The organism is Aeromonas ichthyocola, from assembly GCF_046087985.1.
In the GTDB taxonomy this organism is placed as follows: Bacteria; Pseudomonadota; Gammaproteobacteria; order Enterobacterales; family Aeromonadaceae; genus Aeromonas; species Aeromonas rivipollensis.
Window position 1 is genome coordinate 166,555 of sequence record NZ_JBJSWH010000003.1, and the last position, 16,698, is coordinate 183,252.

Below are 16,698 nucleotides of genomic sequence, written 5' to 3' on the forward strand. Positions count from 1 at the left end.
ATTGGATTGCTGCTTTAAGCAATATTGATATCAACAGCTTTTTATGTGAAGCTTTTTAAAACCCATTTAAAATAGGCGGTTTCACTGTGTCAAACTATCTTCTGGTTGATGAAACCAAGTGGTGGCGTGCACTCCATTGCAATATTTTCAAGAATTTCAGCAATCCACTCTATGGCGTGACCGTTGAGCTGGATGTGACGAAATTTATAAACAAAATCCGCAAGCTGGAGACATCATTCACCTTTGCCATGATATTCGTCACGGCCAGGTGTGCAAATGAAATGGAGGCATTTCGCTACCGATTCTTGGATGGGCGCGTGGTGCTATACGATCAAATCAATACTGTGTTTACTTACCTTGACAAGGAAACAGAGTTATTCAAGGTTGTTGACGCCCCATTGACGGATACGCTGCAGACCTATGTGTTGGCGGCGCAGCAGGCCGCGCTTGCACAACAGGCGTATTTTACAGCGCCAGCGGGAGGCAATGTTTTTCAATTTTCACCGCTACCTTGGTTCTCATATACGCAACTGTCTCATACATTCTCCGGAGACAAAGAGAACGCCATCCCTCTTTTCAATTGGGGAAAATATTCCGAGAGAGAGGGCCGTGTCATGCTGCCTTTTTCCGTGCAGGTGCATCACTCCTTTGTTGATGGCATTCATATCGGCAGGTTTCTCGAAAAACTGCAAGCAGCACTCAATGAAGACTGAGCGTGAATGACAGAATTATCGCAATAAGGCTCAATATGAAAGATAGAATAGATGACGGTATCGCCGAGTATTACCAAGAAGAGTTCAATGGTCTCAAGTTTGCCGACACCCATATCTACGCAAAAGTATTTGAAGACTGTGTCTTTGTGAATTGCTCCTTCAATGGTGCCCATTTTCAACGTTGCAAGTTCGTTGACTGCGTCTTCAAAAATTCAGATCTGAGCAACCTCCGCGTTGATAGCAGCCGATTTTTAGCCGTACTTTACGAAGAGTGTAAAATTATCGGGGTTGACTGGACTAAAGCCGAGTGGTCAAGGTTTGTGGTGCCTGGTCAGCTCATGTTCAAAAAATCTATTTTAAATGACTCCTCGTTCTTTGGTCTTAAATTGCCTGGGATGATCATGGAGGAGTGCAAGGTAAGGGCTGTGGACTTCAGAGGTGGCGACTTCAGCAAATCCGATTTCTCATACTCGGATTTTACTGAAAGCATGTTCGGCAATACCAACCTGAACGGTACTGATTTCAGGGAGGCGACAAATTACCGTATCGATGTGCGGGACAATCACCTGAAAGGGACTAAATTCACACGGCTTGAGGCAATCCACTTGCTGGATGGCTTTGGATTCGAGCTGTTTGATTGAAAGCCAGATGCCAGTCAATGGCTTGTGCCGTGAATGCTTTTTTATTCAGGTTGAGCAATAAGCCGGGGCATGACCATTATTTGACTGTAAGGTCTTTTTCGGATTTAAAAGGGAGGCATAGGCCTCCCTCTTGTTTATTTTTATTATCACAAAGACTCACCCCTTTAACTGGTCGAGGCAAGCCGGATGAGCCGTCGGATATCAATACTCCGATCATTTGTGATGCCGCTCATGAGGGCGCCGCACCACGTCTTGCAGGGCCCGGCCTTTCGTTCTGCGAAGGCCTGTTGCAAGGTCAACAGGCTCACTGCTTGCTGGGGAAGAGATGGCGGGTCTGTCATAACCTAGCCTATCAGCGGGGAGGATTGGCACCCCTGATGCGCTTGCTCAGCTCCTCCCACAGGCCGGAGATGAAGTAGTAAAGTCCCCCTGCTTCACTGGCCTTGGTGTACTCGGCGAGCGGCTCTATCATGCCGCTCTTGAACTTGTCGAGCGCCTCTTTCTCGTTGGCTGCGTCGATATAATCCCCCACCACCTCGAAGCCCTGCTCCAGCAGCTGTGACTTTTCAGGTAAAAAAGAGGGGGAAGACATCAGCAAGAAGGTGACGCTGGCGGGATCCTGTCCCTGACGGAAGAACTGGTATTTGCTCATAGGGCCTCTGGGGGTGAACTGTGTCCCTTCATTATCCATGGGGGCTTTCCCGCCGGACAGGCCCCATTTGCGACATCCCAAGGGGCCTTTATTCAGGTCGGCTTCAGTCAGCGCCTTGGTGGTTTGCCCTTGCCAAACAGCCGGGGGGCATGAAGCAGGGTATAAGCGAAGAGGCTTATGGTGCTGGGGCCGCCATAGGGGCGGCTGGGATCGGCCATGTTGAGTTGATGGGATTCGGCCGCTGTGCGGGCATCAGGGGCCAGTATGGGTTCGCCTATGACCTCGAACCCCTGCGCCAGCAAAACGGCCTTGTGTGCCAGGAAGCAGGTCGACGCCATGTCGAGCAAGGTGAAGGCGGCGGGCGCCTCCGGGGTGGAGAAAACCTGAAATTTGTTCATCGCGCCTGGGGAGGTGAGGGTGGTGCGCCATTATCGCCGCCGACCCTGGGATGAGCGACTCCCTGTTCAGGGGGGCAAGCCTTGGTATCCCGGCCCGATCAGGGGAACGGAGCTAATCCCCGAGAAATAGGCTCGAAAGGCGTCAATCCTCCCACGAGGAGGGGGAGACGCTGGTGCATAAAAAACGGGCCCATCAGGGCCCGTTTGCTCTATCTATCGGTGCAAAGACTACTTGTTGTGGCGTTCATGGAGACGCTGCACCACATCCTTCAGACCCAGCCCCTCGTTTTGCAGCAGCACCGTCAGGTGGTAGAGCAGGTCAGCGGATTCGTTGATGAGCTCTTCTCTGTCTTTCGCCATGGCGGCCAGGGCTACTTCCACTCCCTCTTCACCCACCTTCTGGGCGATGCGCTTGGTGCCCTTGCCGTACAGGCTGGCGGTGTAGCTGGTAGCCGGGTCTGCCCCCTTGCGCGAGGCCAGGATCTGCTCGAGCTCGGCGAGGAAGCCGAGCGGCGGCACAGGGTGACCGTCGAAGCAGGAAGGGGTGCCCAGGTGGCAGGTGGGGCCGACCGGATCGGCGGCGACCAGCAGGGAGTCCTGATCGCAGTCGGTGCTGATGGCCACGAGTTTGAGCACATGGCCCGAGCTCTCACCCTTGGTCCAGAGGCGCTGCTTGCTGCGACTGAAGAAGGTGACCTGGCCGGTGGCCTGGGTCTTCTCCAGGGCTTCGCGGGTCATGAAGCCCTGCATCAGCACCTCGCCGCTCACGGCATGCTGGACGATGGCGGGGATCATGCCGTCACATTTTGCCCAATCGAGGCGGTCGATGAGGGTGGGATCAATCAAGGGATTATTCACGGATGGCGACTCCTTCGTTTTTCAGCCAGCGTTTCAATTCGGGAATGGGGATAAGGCCCTTGTGGAATACGGAGGCCGCCAGGGCCCCGTCCACGTCGGCCTGGGTAAAAGCATCGAGGAAATGTGCCATGGTGCCGGCGCCACCGGAGGCAATCAGCGGCACCTTGCAGACGGCCCGTACCAGCTTGAGCTGCTTGAGATCATAGCCCTGGCGCATGCCGTCCTGGTTCATCACGTTCAGCACGATTTCGCCGGCGCCGCGCTTTTGCACCTCCTTGACCCACTCCAGGGTGGTCCAGCTGGTGGTGCGGGTGCGGCTCTCGTCACCGGTGAACTGCTTGACCTGATACTGGCCGCTCGCCGCATCGAAGTAGGAGTCGATGCCCACCACCACGCACTGCACGCCGAAGCGCTCCGCCAGTCGGGTGATCAGGGTGGGATCGGCCAGGGCCGGGGAGTTGATGGAGACCTTGTCGGCACCAAACTCCAGGATCTGGCGGGCATCCTCCACGCTCTTGATGCCGCCGGCGACGCAGAAGGGGATGTCGATGACCTCCGCCACCCGGCTCACCCAGCTCTTGTCCACCACGCGGGCGTCGCTCGATGCGGTGATGTCGTAGAACACCAGCTCGTCGGCACCCTCCTCGGCGTAGCGGCGGGCCAGCTCGACAATGCCGCCCATCACCTCGTGGTTGCGAAACTGCACGCCCTTGACCACAACGCCATCTTTGACGTCGAGACAGGGGATGATTCGTCTTGCCAGCATCAGTTGCCTCCTTCTGTGGTGGGGGCAGTCCAGCAGGCGATGGCCTGCTTCACGTCGAACTTGCCCTCCAGCAGGGCGCGGCCGAGGATGACCCCCCTGACGCCAGTGTCCTTGAGCGCCTCTATGTCGGCCAGGCCGCCGATACCGCCTGAGGCCTGAAACGCCACGCTGGGGTAACGGGCGCAGAGATCCCGGTAGAGCTCGACGTTGCTGCCCGAGAGGGTCCCGTCCCGGCTGATGTCGGTGCAGAGCACGTGCTTGAGCCCGGCGGGGAGGAAGCGCTCGATCAGCGCCTCAAGGCTCACACCGCTGTTCTCCTGCCAACCTGCCACCGCAATCTGGCGATTGCCCTGGGTATCGATATTGACGTCCAGCGCCAGCACTATGCGCTCGGGGCCGTACTTTTCCATCCAGCTAGCCACCAGATCCGGGGACTTGACGGCGGTGGAGCCGACCACCACCCGGTTGGCGCCGGCGGCCAAGAGGTCTGCCACGTCCTGCTCGCTGCGCACCCCGCCGCCCACCTGCACCGGCGCCTGGGTTACGGCGAGCAGCTCGGTGATGAGGGCGAGCTGGCGCGCTTTGGCATCCTTGGCGCCGTCCAGATCCACCAGGTGCAGCTGCTCCGCCCCCTGGGCAACATAGTCGTCGAAGCGGGCCTGAGGGCTGCTGCTGTATGCGGTCTTCTGGCCGTAGTCCCCCTGATAGAGTCGGACTACCTGGCCATTGATGAGGTCAATTGCGGGAATGATCATCCTTGTTACAGCTCCAGAAAGTTTTGCAGTAAACGGGCACCGGCACTGCCTGAGCGCTCCGGGTGGAATTGGGCGCCGAAGAAGTTGTCACGGCCGACGATGGCGGTGAAGGGCTGGCCATAGTCGCAGGTAGCGAGGGTCGCCTCTGTCACCTCCAGGGCGTAGGAGTGGACGAAGTAGAAGTAGCTGCCGCTTCGGATCCCTCTCAGCAACGGGTGGGTCTCATCGTGCTCAATCTGGTTCCAGCCCATGTGGGGCAGGCGCAGATTGCCCACCTCCATCAGCCGGATCCTGCCAGGCACTATGCCGAGGCCCTCGATCAAGCCCTCATCCGATCCGTCACTGCCACTCATGGTCTCCTCGGAGGCCTGTGCCAGCATCTGCATGCCGAGACAAAAGCCCAGCAGGGGCTGCTTGGCGGCGCGAATAAGGGGCACCAGTCCCCGTTCGTTGAGGTTTTTCATGGCGGCCACCGCAGTGCCCACCCCGGGCAGGATCAGCTTGTCTGCCTGCTCGATGTCGGCGGCCTGGCAGGAGATCTGCGGCGCCGCGCCGAGGCGTTCGAACGCCATCCGCACCGAGGCGAGGTTCGCACAGCCCGTATCGATGATGACGAGGTTTTGCTTACTCAAACCCATCACAGCACCCCCTTGCTGGAGGGGAGTTCGCTCCCTTTCACCCGGATGGCCTGGCGCAGGGCGCGGCCAAAGCCCTTGAACAGCGCCTCCACCTGGTGATGGGTGTTGCCGCTGCCCACCTTCATCTGCAGGGTGATGGCCATGGCGTCCGAGAGGGAGCGGAAGAAGTGGGGCACCATCTCGGTGGCCATCTCCCCCACGCTGTCGCGGCCAAAGCCGCTCGGGCAGTCGAACACGAAGTAGGGGCGGCCGCTCAAGTCCAGCGCCGTGGCCACGTCCAGCTCGGTGAGGGAGGGGGTATCGGTGGTATGGCGCGGGCGGCCATCGATCACCGCCTGCACCTCGTCCATCGCCAGCACGAAGCCGAAGCGACCTATGCCGCGCTTGTTGCCAAGGGCCTGACGCAGGGCCTGACCCAGGGCCAGCCCCACATCTTCGACCGTGTGGTGATCGTCGATGTGCAGATCGCCGCTGACCTTCAGCTTGAGGCGGAACCCGGCGTGAGTGGCTATCTGATCCAGCATGTGATCGAAGAAGCCGATGCCGGTGGCAATCTGGTTGCCGCCGCTCTTGTCCAAGTCCACCGCCACCTGGATGCGGGTCTCCTTGGTGTAGCGCTCCACCTCGGCCACCCGCCCCTTGGAGAGCAGCTGATCACGGATGGCAAGCCAGTCGTGATCCTGCGGCTGGTAGCGAATGCCGCGGATGCCCATGTTCTCGGCAAGCTGCAGATCTGTCTCTCTGTCGCCAATCACGAAGGAGTTGGCAAAGTCGATACGACCCGAGGCGAGGTACTCCTTCACCAACCCGAGGTTTGGCTTGCGGCAGCTGCAACCGTCGGTGGGGAAGTGGGGGCAGATCAGCACCTGCTCCCAGTTCACCCCTTGGGATTCAAAGAGGTGCATCATCAGATCCTGAGGGGGCTGGAAGTTCTCCAGCGGCAGGCTGGCAGTGCCCAGCCCATCCTGGTTGGTCACCATCACCAGCACGTATCCGGCGGCCTGCAGCTCGCGCAGCACCGGGATCACCATGGGCTCGAAGCGCAGCTTGGCGAGGCTGTCCACCTGCTTGTCGGTCACCGGCTCTTCTATCAAGGTGCCGTCACGGTCGATAAACAAAAACGGGGTCTTCATCTGGCTACTTCCTTATACGCTGGCGGCAGACGGGTTGCTGGCTGAGGGGGTGCTGTTCGATAGATCGCGCAGCACGGCGAGGACGGCGTCCATCTCCCCCTGATAGCCGATGGTGATGCGGATGCTGTTGTCCAGGCCCGGTTTGCTGGAAAAATCACGCAAGATGATGCCGGCGGCCTTCATGGCGGCAAAGACGGCGGCGCCATCGGTGAAGCGCACCAGCACGAAGTTGCCCTTGTCCTCGAACACCTCTTTCACGCAGGCAAGCCGAAGCAGCTCGGCCTTGATGAGAGCCTTCTGCTTGTTGAGCTCCTGCACCCGCTCCTGCATCAGCGCCAGCCCCATGGGGGAGAGGGCCTGGGCCGCTATCTGGGCGATGGGCTCGGGGATAGGGTAGGGGGCTATCACCTTGGCCAGCATGGTGATCACCTCGGGATTGCCCAAGGTAAAGCCGCAGCGGATCCCCGCCAGGGCAAAGGCCTTGGAGAGGGTGCGAGTCACCACCAGATTGGGGTATTGGTCCAGCAGATCCACCACTGAGCCTTCCGGGCAGAACTCGATGTAGGCCTCGTCCACCACCACGATGGCGCGCTCCCGGGCCTTCTCCAGCAAGGCGATGAGCCCCTTGCGGCCCACCAGATCCCCGGTGGGGTTGTTGGGGGAGCAGAGGAACACCAGTTTCACGTCGGAGAGGCGATCCGCGATGGCGGGCCAGTCCGGCTGACGGCTGGCGGTGAGCGGCTGCACGACGATGCCGACGCCGCAGGTCTCGGCGCTGATGGCGTACATGCCGTAGGTGGGGGGGCAGATGAGGATCTGATCCTCCCCCGCCTCGCAGAAGGTGCGGATCAGCAGCTCGATGGCTTCGTCGGCGCCGCGGCTCACCAGCACCTGAGCCGGATTGACCCCGGCGTAGGCGGCGTAGCCGTTGACCACCTCGGCCGGCTGGCACTCGGGGTAGCGATTGAGGCGGTTGCCCTCGATGGTGAAGGGGTAGGCCAGCGGCGCCTCGTTGGCATTGAGCCAGACATGACCCTGACCACCGATGCGACGGGCGGATTGATAGGGGGTGAGGGCCCGCACCACGCGGCGAGCCAGATTGGCGATGCTCATGACAAATCCTTCTGCTGCTGGCTTGAAAGTGCGTTCAATCTGAGGGTGACGGCGTTTTTATGGGCATCCAGCCCTTCCGCATCGGCGATGCGCTGGACTATGGGGCCAAGGCCCTGGATCCCCTCGATACTCAGCTCCTGCACCGTGTAGCGGCGCTGGTAATCCGCGAGCCCGAGGCTGGAGCAGGTGCGGGCATAGCCGTAGGTGGGCAGGGTGTGGTTGGTGCCGCTGGCGTAATCGCCGACCGACTCGGGCGTCCAGGATCCCAAGAAGATGGAGCCGGCGTTCTCGAGTCTGTCCAGCAGATCGCGGGGCGCTTGGGTCTGCACTATCAGGTGCTCCGGCGCATAGGCGTTGGAGATGGCGCAGGCCTCGTCCAGATTGTCGCAGAGGATCACCAGGCTGCTGCCGAGCGCCCGGGCGGCGATGTCGCGGCGGCTGAGCTGGGCAAGCTGGCCCTTGATCTCGCCTGCGATGGCGTCGGCCAGGAGCGGCGAGGTGGTCACCAGCACCACCTGGCTATCGGGGCCGTGCTCGGCCTGGGAGAGCAGATCCGCGGCCACGAAGGCAGGATTGGCGCTCTCGTCGGCAATCACCAGCACCTCGGAGGGGCCGGCGGGCATGTCGATGGCGGCGCCGCGCCAGTCACGGGAGACTTGCCCCTTGGCTTCGGTCACGTAGGCGTTGCCCGGACCGAAGATCTTGTCCACCTTGGGAATGCTCTGGGTGCCGTAGGCCATGGCGGCGATGGCCTGGGCGCCGCCGATGGCGAACACCTTCTCGACCCCGCAGGCGCGGGCGGCAAACAGTATCTCGTCGCTGGCGGGCGACGGGGTGCAGAGCACCACCTCGCGGCAACCGGCGATGCTTGCCGGAATGGCCAGCATCATCACTGTGGAGGGGAGCGGCGCGCTGCCCCCCGGCACATAGAGGCCGACCCGGCTGATGGGCTGGGTGCGCAGCTCGCACACCACCCCGGGCTGGGTCTCCACCCGCACCACGGGTTGCGCTTGCGCGGCGTGGAAGGTGCGAATGTTGGCGATGGCCGCTTCAATGGCACCCTTGATGCCGTCATCCAGCCGCGTGCAGGCAGCTTCAATTTCGTCCTCGCTGACGCGCAGCTGTTCGCGGGGGGCGCGCTCGAAGCGCAGGCCGAGTTCCCGCAGGGCGTCGTCGCCACGGCTGCGCACGGCGCCGATGATCTCCTTGACCACGGCACCTATGTCCGCCTCGTCATTGAGCGCCGGCCGGGTCAGCACATCGGCCTGCTGTGCGGGGGAGAGGGTCTTCCAGATCAGGGTCTGCATGATGTCCCTTCCTTATTCCATCATCTTTTCGATGGGCAGCACCAGGATGGAGCTGGCGCCGAGGGCCTTGAGCTGCTCCATGGTTTCCCAGAACAGGGTCTCGCTGGAGACGACATGCAGGGCCACCTGATTGGTATCACCGGCCAGCTGCATTATGGTGGGGCGCTCGGCGCCCGGCAGCAGATCCGTGATGGCATCGAGCTTGTCCTTGGGGGCGTGCAGCATGATGTACTTGCTCTCGCGGGCCTGCTGCATCCCCTGGATGCGAGGCAGCAACTTGTCGATGAGCTTCTGCTTGGCCTCACTCAAGGGGTTGGGGGCCTGCACCAGTACCGCCTTGGAGCGGTAGATCACCTCCACCTCTTTGAGGCCGTTGGCCTCCAGGGTAGCGCCGGTGGAGACCAGGTCGCAGATGGCATCGGCGAGGCCTGCGCGGGGCGCCACTTCCACCGAGCCGCCCAGCATCACGCTCTTGAAATTAAGCCCCTTCTCGTCGAAGAAGCGCTTGAGCAGCCCGGGGTAGGAGGTGGCGATACGCTTGCCAGCCAGACTCTGCGGCCCTGTGTAGGTGACATCTTCCGGCACCGCCAGGGAGAGGCGGCAGCCACCGAAGTCGAGCTGCTTGAGGGTCTTGACCTGATAGGGCAGATCCTGGGAGGCGCGAATGAGCTGCACCTCTTCCAGTACGTTCTCGCCTATGATGCCAAGGTCGACCACCCCTTCCATCACCAGCCCCGGGATGTCGTCATCACGCACTCGCAGTATATCGATGGGCATGTTCTCCACGTGGGCGATAAGGCGCTGCTCGCGCAGGTTGATCTTGAGGCCGCAGCTCTTGAACAGGGCCTGGGAGTCCTGGCTCAGGCGACCGGATTTTTGCATGGCGATGCGCAGACGTTGTGTTTCCATTGCTCGATTTCCTTCTAGTCAAAAACGAAAAAACCCTCGGAAGTGTGTGCTTCCGAGGGTTCATGAATCTTGCGGTCCTTTTGGAAGTCACCAGTTAAGTGTCTTCCAGCAGTCAACCTCCTGAAAGACTAGTCGGGATGATGATGGTGATGATGAGTCTTCAGCAGGGTGAACTTCATGTAATCAATCCTTTACAAATAAGATGTCGTAGTTGACGCCTGATTTAAACTACCTGCCTTGACAGAAAATGCAACCTGAAATTGTGATTTGCCCGATTAAAGTGGAGAAAACGGTTTTCTGGTCGATAACTAATCAAGATAGCCTGAGGAGTGATCACCATGCCCAGCCAGGACCTGTTATTTCCCATCTTGCCGCGCGCACCGTCGACCCCTAGCCCCGACGACATCAAGCGGGAGGTGACCCAAATCAGCCAGAAGCATCAGCTGCGCAAGATTGGCACTGACAACGGCGGCGGCGCCCAGCAGTACCAGCAGGGGCATCACCCGGCCAAGCGTGATCAGCCTAAGGCGCAGGAAGATGATCACAAGCCGGATCCGGACCATCAGATCGATCTCTTCGTCTGAACGCATTATCAGTCCCGCTTTCGCCACGCTTTTGGCATAATGGCCGCTTTTGCGCGGGACCCTCCTTTGACCATCCAGACCCTGTTCAAGCCAGATGGCCCTCTGGCCAGCCACATCGAGGGCTTCAAGGCCCGCGCGCCGCAACTGGAGATGGCCGAAGCGGTGGCGCGCGCCATCAAGGGCGGCGGCCGCCTGCTGGTGGAGGCGGGCACCGGCACCGGCAAGACTTACGCCTATCTGGTGCCGGCGCTGGAATCCGGCAAGCGGGTGGTGATAAGCACTGGCTCAAAGAACCTGCAGGAGCAGCTCTTCTACCGGGACCTCCCCACCATCACAGGCGCGCTCTCCTACACCCCGCCGGTGGCCCTGCTCAAGGGGCGCAGCAACTACCTGTGCATCGAGCGGATGAACCGCCTCTTGAGCGAATCCCACCTGCAAAAGCCCGAAATTCTCAGCGATCTGGTCAAGGTGAAGTCCTGGTCCACCGCCACCGACAACGGCGATGTGGGGGACATTCCGGGGCTGCAGGAGAACGCCGAGATCCTCGCCCACGTCACCAGCACCAACGACAACTGCCTCGGTCGCGACTGCCCCTATTACGACGACTGCCATCTGGTGGTGGCCCGGCGCCGGGCCATGGATGCCCAGGTGGTGGTGATCAATCATCACCTCTTCTTCGCCGATATGGCGGTGAAAGACACCGGATTTGGCGAGCTGGTGCCCGAATCGCAAGTCTATGTGTTCGACGAGGCGCACCAGTTGCCGGAGATCGCCACCAACTATTTCGGCAAGTCGGTGGGCAGCCGCACCATCCTGGATCTGGCGCAGGATATCCAGCTCGCCTATAGAGCCGAGGCCCACGACATGGGACAACTTGGCAAGGCGGCGGACAGGCTCTCCATCGCGAGCCAGGACTTGCGCCTCGCCTTCGGGATAGACGGGGGGCGTGGCAATACCCGCGATATCCTGCGCCAGCCGCTCTGGGGCCAGGCCCTGGCCCGTCTCAACGACGCCATCGGGCTCTGCTACGAGGTGCTCAAACTGGCGCTTGGGCGTGGCGAGCAGCTGGATCACGCCTTCGAGCGAGTCTGCGAACTGCGCACCCGCCTCGGTGAGGTGTTGGCGGTCAACCAGACCGGTTTCTCCTACTGGTATGACTGCTCCCGGCTGCACTTCTCCCTCAATCTCACCCCCTTGTCGGTGGCCGAGCGGTTCGGCGCCGAGGTGCAAAAGCCCGAGGTGGCCTGGATCTTTACCTCAGCCACCCTGACGGTGGATATGCGTTTCGATCACTTCAAGGCGGAGCTGGGGCTCGCCGGCAGCGCCGAGCTTATCCTCGACAGCCCCTTTGACTATACGGAGCAGGCGCGACTGTGCGTGCCGCGCTTCCTGCCGGAGCCCAATGCCTTCGGGCGCGGCGAGCAGCTCGCCAATCTGATGATCCCCCTCATCAACAAGACGCCGGGGGGGTGTTTTTTCCTCTGTACCAGCCATCAGGTGATGCGGCAGGTGGCCGAGGTGCTGCGCCGGGAAATCGGCCGCACCGTGCTCTTGCAGGGGGAGGATAACAAGCAGCGGCTGCTCAAGACCTTCGTGGAGAACGGGCGCGCCGTGCTGGTGGCTACCAGCAGTTTCTGGGAGGGGATAGACGTGCGAGGGGCGGCATTGTCCTGTGTTATCATCGACAAGCTACCCTTTGCGAGCCCGGACGACCCGCTGCTCAAGGCGCGGGTGGATGACTGCAAGCTCAAGGGGGGAGATCCCTTCGCCGAGCTCCAGCTGCCCAAGGCGGTGATTGCCTTGAAACAGGGGGTGGGGCGGCTCATTCGTGATCGCAGTGATCACGGCGTGTTGGTCATCTGTGATCCGCGCATGGTCAACAAGCCCTATGGCGCCACCTTCATCAAGAGTCTGCCCGCCATCCCTCGCACCCGGGAGTTAGAGTCGTTGGGGAGTTTCTTTGACCGAGGCGAATGAGCCTGTCGGTTATTTCCCCGAATGCGGAAGCTGGAGAGCTTGGGAAGCTTTGCCGAGCGGCCTGACAGACCGCGTACCCGGTGCGCTCGGCATTCGACCTGCGATGCTGGCGGGTGGCTAGCGATTGACTGATTTGCCATGTTAAGAAAACGGGTGAGCAGATCCCGCTTGCACGTTATGTCATTGACTGATTTATAGAGATTGGAACCCATGACCGAGTTGAAGATCCTGGCCGTTGATACCGCCACCGAAGCCTGCTCCGCCGCCCTGCTGGTGGGCGACAAGCTGTTCTCCCGTTGGGAAGAGGCGCCGCGGGATCACACCCAAAAAATCCTGCCCATGGTTCAGGCTGTGTTAGACGAGGCCGGTCTATCGTTGGCTGAGCTCGACGCCATCGCCTTTGGGCGTGGACCGGGCTCCTTTACCGGCGTGCGCATCGGGATCAGCGTGGCCCAGGGGCTCGCCTTTGGCGCCGGCGTGCCGCTCATCGGCATCTCCACCCTGGCTGCCATGGCCCAGGGGGCTCATCGTCTCGACGGCGCCGAGCGGGTGTTGACCGCCATAGATGCGCGGATGAACGAGGTCTATTTTGGCCACTACGAGCTGTGTGATGGCCGCATGCAGCTAGTGGGGGAGGAAGTGGTGAGCGATCCCGCTGCCCTGATTGACGCGCGCGGCAAGCTGGCGGGCAGCTTGAGCTGCGTCGGGACCGGTTTTGAAACCTATGGCGAGACGCTCAACGCCCTGGCCGACGAACTGGCGGTGAGCCAGGTGCGCTTCCCGGCGGCGGTCGACATGTTGCCACTGGCTCGGGCCGCCTGGCTGGCGGGGGAGGCGGTCGCTGTGGAGCAGACCACACCGGTATATTTGCGCGACAAGGTGACCTGGAAAAAACTGCCGGGTCGCGAGTGACATCCAACGGCGAGCCGCGACGCGACGCCAGTCAGTGAAGGTGGACGGCGCGGACAAGGAGAGGCAAATGATGAAACGCGTGATCATGCTGGGCCTGACGGGGCTGCTGCTAGTCGGCTGCAGCTCGGTGCCCAAGGAGCTGGCCTATGAGCCGGAAAGCCAGCTGGTGGCCTATCAACCTGCCCTGCAGGGGATGGAGGGCAAGCCCGCGCGCTGGAGCGGCGTCATCTCGGCGGTGCACAACGAGCAGGATCAGAGCATCATCGAGGTGGTCTACCTGCCGCTCAAAGCCAACGGCGTGCCGACCCAGACGGAACAGAGCCCGGGGCGTTTTCTGGCCGTCATGAAGGGTTTTGTGGATCCGACGCTCTATGCCAAGGGACGCAGCCTGACGGTGCTCGGCATCCTGGACAAGCCGGTGGACAGCCAGATAGGGGATCACAAGTATCGTTTCTCTGTGCTCAAGGTCACCGCCAGCAAGCTGTGGCCGCCGGTGAAGGAGGTGGAGATCCGCTACATGGACCCCTACTTCTACGACCCCTTCTATGATCCCTTCTGGCCAAGACGCCACTACTCCCGCTGGTGACGATGGAAGAGCGCTTCCTCACCCTGGCCGACGGACGGCGCATCGCCCTGCTGGATAACGGCCGGCAGGGCAAACCCCTGGTCATTGCCCTGCACGGCTGGCTCGACAACGGCGCCAGCTTCCTGTCCCTTGCCCCCCATCTCGCTGAGTGCCACCTGGTCTGCGTCGATCTGCCGGGGCACGGCCATTCGGATCACAAAGCCACCCCCTATGTCTTCGTCGACTGGCTCGACGATCTCCATCAGATTGCCCAGGCTGCGGGCTGGCAGCCCTTCACCTTGCTCGGCCACTCTCTCGGGGCCCTGATCGCCAGCGCCTATGCCGGTGTCTTCCCCGAGCAGATAGTGCGGCTCATCCTGCTGGAGGGGCTGGGGCCGCTGAGCCAACCCGATGAGGAGGTGCCCGCCCAGCTGCGGCGGGCCATTCTCAATCGCAGCCGTACTCGCGAGCGAGCGTCCAGTGGGTTTGCCTCCCTCGACGAGGCGGTGGCGGCCCGCTGCAAGGTGGCTGATATCTCCCCGGCGGCGGCGCGCCTTATCTGCGAGCGCCAGCTGGAGGCGCGGGATGGGCGGCTGCATTGGCGCAGTGATCCCCGTCTGCGGGATCTCTCACCCATGCGCATGAGCGAAGGCCAGGCCCAGGCGCTGATCCGGGCCATCGCCTGCCCTGTGCTCTTTATCCGTGGCGAACAGGGGTTCCCGAGTCTGCTGACGCAGTGGCAGTTGCGAGGGCCGGCCTTTGGCCAGATTGAAATGGTACAGGTGGCGGGAAATCATCACTTCCATATGGAAAATTCGGCAAAAACCGCCGTTTATATCGAAAATTTCTGTCAGATCCGGTAGGATCGCCGGCTTTGAATCATGTCAGGTTTGCTTTCTCCCTCACACTTCTCGTTGTTAATTTGCTGTTAATCGATGTTGCCTTATGTAACTATGTGCGGCATTAGAGCATGAGCTTAAAACAACTGATTGAAATGGATGTGACAGGGACGGAGGCAACACAGTGAGCGCACAGGTGCTAGTTATGCAGGAGAAGTTCGTGGAAAGAGTCTGGCTGAAGCGTTATCCAGAAGGGGTGCCCGCCGAGATCAATCCAGACCAATACGGCTCCCTGGTCGAGATGTTTGAAGAGTCGGTGACCCAGTTTGCCGACCAGCCCGCCTTCGTCAACATGGGGCAGACCATTACCTATCGCCGGCTGGAAGAGCAGTCCCGTGCCTTTGCCGCCTACCTGCAAAACGAGCTCAAGCTCGGCAAGGGCGACAGGGTGGCGGTGATGATGCCAAACCTGCTGCAATACCCCATCGCCGTGTTCGGCATACTGCGGGCCGGCATGACGGTGGTCAACGTCAACCCCCTCTATACCCCGCGCGAGCTGGAGCACCAGCTCAAAGACTCCGGCGCCAAGGCCATCGTCATCGTCTCCAACTTCGCCCATACCCTGGAAAAAGTGGTGCACGACACCCCGGTCAAGCACGTGATCCTGACCCGCATGGGGGACAACCTCGGCCTGGCCAAGGGCTCCCTGGTCAACTTCGTGGTCAAGTACGTCAAGAAGCTGGTGCCCAAATACAACCTCCCCCACGCCAGCACCATGCGCCAGGCACTGGCCAAGGGGCGCTACCTGCAGTACATCAAGCCGGAGATCAGCAACCAGGACATCGCCTTCCTGCAATACACAGGCGGCACCACGGGCCTCTCCAAGGGGGCCATGCTGACTCACCGCAACATGATTGCGAACGTGGAGCAGTGCCTCGGTGTTTATGGTCCCGTGCTGGAGCGGGGCAAGGAGTTCGTGGTCACGGCGCTGCCGCTCTACCACGTCTTCGCCCTGACGGTGAACTGCCTGCTGTTCATGCGCCTGGGTGGCTACAACCTGCTCATCAGCAATCCCCGCGACATCCCGGGCTTTGTCAAAGAGATCAAGAAGTACCCCTTCACCTGCATCACAGGGGTCAACACCCTGTTCAATGCCCTGGTCAACAACGGCGAGTTCCAGAGCATGGACTTCTCCCGCCTGAAGCTCACCATAGGCGGCGGCATGGCGGTACAGCGCGCGGTGGCCGAGCAGTGGAAGGCGCTGACCCATACCCCGCTGCTGGAAGGCTATGGCCTGACCGAGTGTTCACCCCTGGTGAGCGTCTGCCCCTACGATCTGGTGGATTACAACGGCTCCATCGGTCTGCCGGTCTGCTCCACCGAGATCCGGCTGGTGGATGACAAGGGGCAGGTTATTACCGAGCTGGGCGCCCCCGGCGAGATGCAGGTGCGCGGCCCCCAGGTGATGACGGGCTACTGGCAGCGTCCCGAGGCGACCGCTGAGGTGATGCAGGATGGCTGGCTCTGTACCGGGGACATCGCCGTGTGCGACGAGCAGGGCTTCTTCAAGATCGTCGATCGCAAGAAGGACATGATCCTGGTCTCCGGCTTCAACGTCTATCCGAACGAGATTGAAGACGTGGTGGCGCTCCATCCCAAGGTGCTGGAAGTGGCCGCCGTCGGTGTGCCCAACCCGGTTTCCGGCGAGCTGGTGAAAATCTTCGTGGTCAAGAAAGATGCAAAGCTGGCGGAGGACGAGATAATTGCCCACTGCCGCAAACATCTGACTGCCTATAAGGTGCCGAAACTGGTAGAATTTCGCGACGAACTTCCCAAGACCAATGTGGGCAAGATCCTGCGGCGCGTGCTGCGCGACGAGGAGATTGCCAAGCAGTAACCGGCATGCACTGCTCTGCAGTCAAGCGCTGTCGTTATGCA

General features: G+C 60.9%; 18 protein-coding genes and 1 other annotated feature. Of the genes, 8 read left to right on the forward strand and 10 right to left on the reverse strand.

Features of this window, described 5'->3' with window-relative positions; genetic code table 11:
* The first annotated feature begins 86 nt into the window (after nucleotides 1-86).
* Nucleotides 87-713, forward strand: coding sequence for a CatA-like O-acetyltransferase (locus tag ACF2JD_RS09525; RefSeq protein ID WP_440987282.1), 627 nt, complete (start codon nucleotides 87-89; stop codon nucleotides 711-713).
* Between the two features lie 2 nt (nucleotides 714-715).
* Complete coding sequence (locus ACF2JD_RS09530; RefSeq protein WP_440987283.1) at nucleotides 716-1,354, forward strand: pentapeptide repeat-containing protein; 639 nt, start codon at nucleotides 716-718, stop codon at nucleotides 1,352-1,354.
* Nucleotides 1,355-1,706: 352 nt separating this feature from the next.
* On the opposite strand, the gene ACF2JD_RS09535 is transcribed toward ACF2JD_RS09530, so the two are convergent.
* The 10 genes from ACF2JD_RS09535 to hisG form a co-directional block, all read right to left on the reverse strand.
* Complete coding sequence (locus ACF2JD_RS09535) at nucleotides 1,707-2,006, reverse strand: hypothetical protein (RefSeq protein WP_440987284.1); 300 nt, start codon at nucleotides 2,004-2,006, stop codon at nucleotides 1,707-1,709.
* Nucleotides 2,007-2,113: 107 nt separating this feature from the next.
* A complete protein-coding gene (locus ACF2JD_RS09540) occupies nucleotides 2,114-2,404 on the reverse strand; it encodes a hypothetical protein (protein ID WP_440987285.1) in 291 nt (96 codons plus the stop codon).
* 228 nt (nucleotides 2,405-2,632) lie between these two features.
* Entirely contained in the window at nucleotides 2,633-3,262 is a 630-nt protein-coding gene (gene hisIE / locus ACF2JD_RS09545; protein ID WP_326490436.1) for a bifunctional phosphoribosyl-AMP cyclohydrolase/phosphoribosyl-ATP diphosphatase HisIE, read from the reverse strand.
* The gene (gene hisF / locus ACF2JD_RS09550; protein WP_440987286.1) at nucleotides 3,255-4,028 is read right to left on the reverse strand and encodes an imidazole glycerol phosphate synthase subunit HisF; all 774 of its coding nucleotides are present in this window, start codon (nucleotides 4,026-4,028) and stop codon (nucleotides 3,255-3,257) included. The genes hisIE and hisF overlap by 8 nt, the downstream gene beginning before the upstream one ends.
* The gene (hisA, locus tag ACF2JD_RS09555; protein ID WP_440987287.1) at nucleotides 4,028-4,783 is read right to left on the reverse strand and encodes a 1-(5-phosphoribosyl)-5-[(5-phosphoribosylamino)methylideneamino]imidazole-4-carboxamide isomerase; all 756 of its coding nucleotides are present in this window, start codon (nucleotides 4,781-4,783) and stop codon (nucleotides 4,028-4,030) included. Before hisA ends, hisF begins: the two co-directional genes overlap by 1 nt.
* A 5-nt stretch (nucleotides 4,784-4,788) precedes the next feature.
* Nucleotides 4,789-5,421: an imidazole glycerol phosphate synthase subunit HisH gene (gene hisH, locus ACF2JD_RS09560; protein ID WP_404835013.1), complete on the reverse strand. Its 633-nt coding sequence runs from the start codon at nucleotides 5,419-5,421 to the stop codon at nucleotides 4,789-4,791.
* Nucleotides 5,421-6,554, reverse strand: a complete 1,134-nt coding sequence (gene hisB, locus ACF2JD_RS09565; RefSeq protein ID WP_440987288.1) for a bifunctional histidinol-phosphatase/imidazoleglycerol-phosphate dehydratase HisB — start codon at nucleotides 6,552-6,554, stop codon at nucleotides 5,421-5,423. The genes hisH and hisB overlap by 1 nt, the downstream gene beginning before the upstream one ends.
* 12 nt (nucleotides 6,555-6,566) lie before the next feature.
* Nucleotides 6,567-7,667 carry a histidinol-phosphate transaminase gene (hisC, locus tag ACF2JD_RS09570; protein ID WP_440987289.1) on the reverse strand — a complete coding sequence of 367 codons (1,101 nt, stop codon included), beginning with the start codon at nucleotides 7,665-7,667 and terminating at the stop codon, nucleotides 6,567-6,569.
* Nucleotides 7,664-8,974: a histidinol dehydrogenase gene (gene hisD / locus ACF2JD_RS09575; protein WP_440987290.1), complete on the reverse strand. Its 1,311-nt coding sequence runs from the start codon at nucleotides 8,972-8,974 to the stop codon at nucleotides 7,664-7,666. The genes hisC and hisD overlap by 4 nt, the downstream gene beginning before the upstream one ends.
* A gap of 12 nt (nucleotides 8,975-8,986) precedes the next feature.
* Nucleotides 8,987-9,883, reverse strand: coding sequence for an ATP phosphoribosyltransferase (gene hisG / locus ACF2JD_RS09580; protein ID WP_106886822.1), 897 nt, complete (start codon nucleotides 9,881-9,883; stop codon nucleotides 8,987-8,989).
* 24 nt (nucleotides 9,884-9,907) lie between these two features.
* Nucleotides 9,908-10,036, reverse strand: a sequence feature (His leader region).
* 185 nt (nucleotides 10,037-10,221) lie between these two features.
* Between hisG and ACF2JD_RS09585 the strand changes: the two genes are divergently transcribed.
* The 6 genes from ACF2JD_RS09585 (at nucleotide 10,222) to fadD (ending at nucleotide 16,657) form a co-directional block, all read left to right on the forward strand.
* Entirely contained in the window at nucleotides 10,222-10,467 is a 246-nt protein-coding gene (locus tag ACF2JD_RS09585) for a hypothetical protein (RefSeq protein ID WP_106886821.1), read from the forward strand.
* 66 nt (nucleotides 10,468-10,533) lie between these two features.
* Nucleotides 10,534-12,444: an ATP-dependent DNA helicase gene (locus tag ACF2JD_RS09590; RefSeq protein WP_111910580.1), complete on the forward strand. Its 1,911-nt coding sequence runs from the start codon at nucleotides 10,534-10,536 to the stop codon at nucleotides 12,442-12,444.
* A gap of 210 nt (nucleotides 12,445-12,654) precedes the next feature.
* A complete protein-coding gene (gene tsaB, locus ACF2JD_RS09595; RefSeq protein ID WP_440987291.1) occupies nucleotides 12,655-13,356 on the forward strand; it encodes a tRNA (adenosine(37)-N6)-threonylcarbamoyltransferase complex dimerization subunit type 1 TsaB in 702 nt (233 codons plus the stop codon).
* Between the two features lie 67 nt (nucleotides 13,357-13,423).
* Nucleotides 13,424-13,942 carry a Slp family lipoprotein gene (locus ACF2JD_RS09600; protein ID WP_106886819.1) on the forward strand — a complete coding sequence of 173 codons (519 nt, stop codon included), beginning with the start codon at nucleotides 13,424-13,426 and terminating at the stop codon, nucleotides 13,940-13,942.
* 2 nt (nucleotides 13,943-13,944) lie between these two features.
* Nucleotides 13,945-14,784 (forward strand): alpha/beta fold hydrolase, encoded by an 840-nt coding sequence (locus tag ACF2JD_RS09605; RefSeq protein WP_440987292.1) that lies wholly within the window; start codon nucleotides 13,945-13,947, stop codon nucleotides 14,782-14,784.
* Between the two features lie 196 nt (nucleotides 14,785-14,980).
* Nucleotides 14,981-16,657 carry a long-chain-fatty-acid--CoA ligase FadD gene (gene fadD / locus ACF2JD_RS09610; protein WP_111910673.1) on the forward strand — a complete coding sequence of 559 codons (1,677 nt, stop codon included), beginning with the start codon at nucleotides 14,981-14,983 and terminating at the stop codon, nucleotides 16,655-16,657.
* The last annotated feature ends 41 nt before the right edge of the window (nucleotides 16,658-16,698 follow it).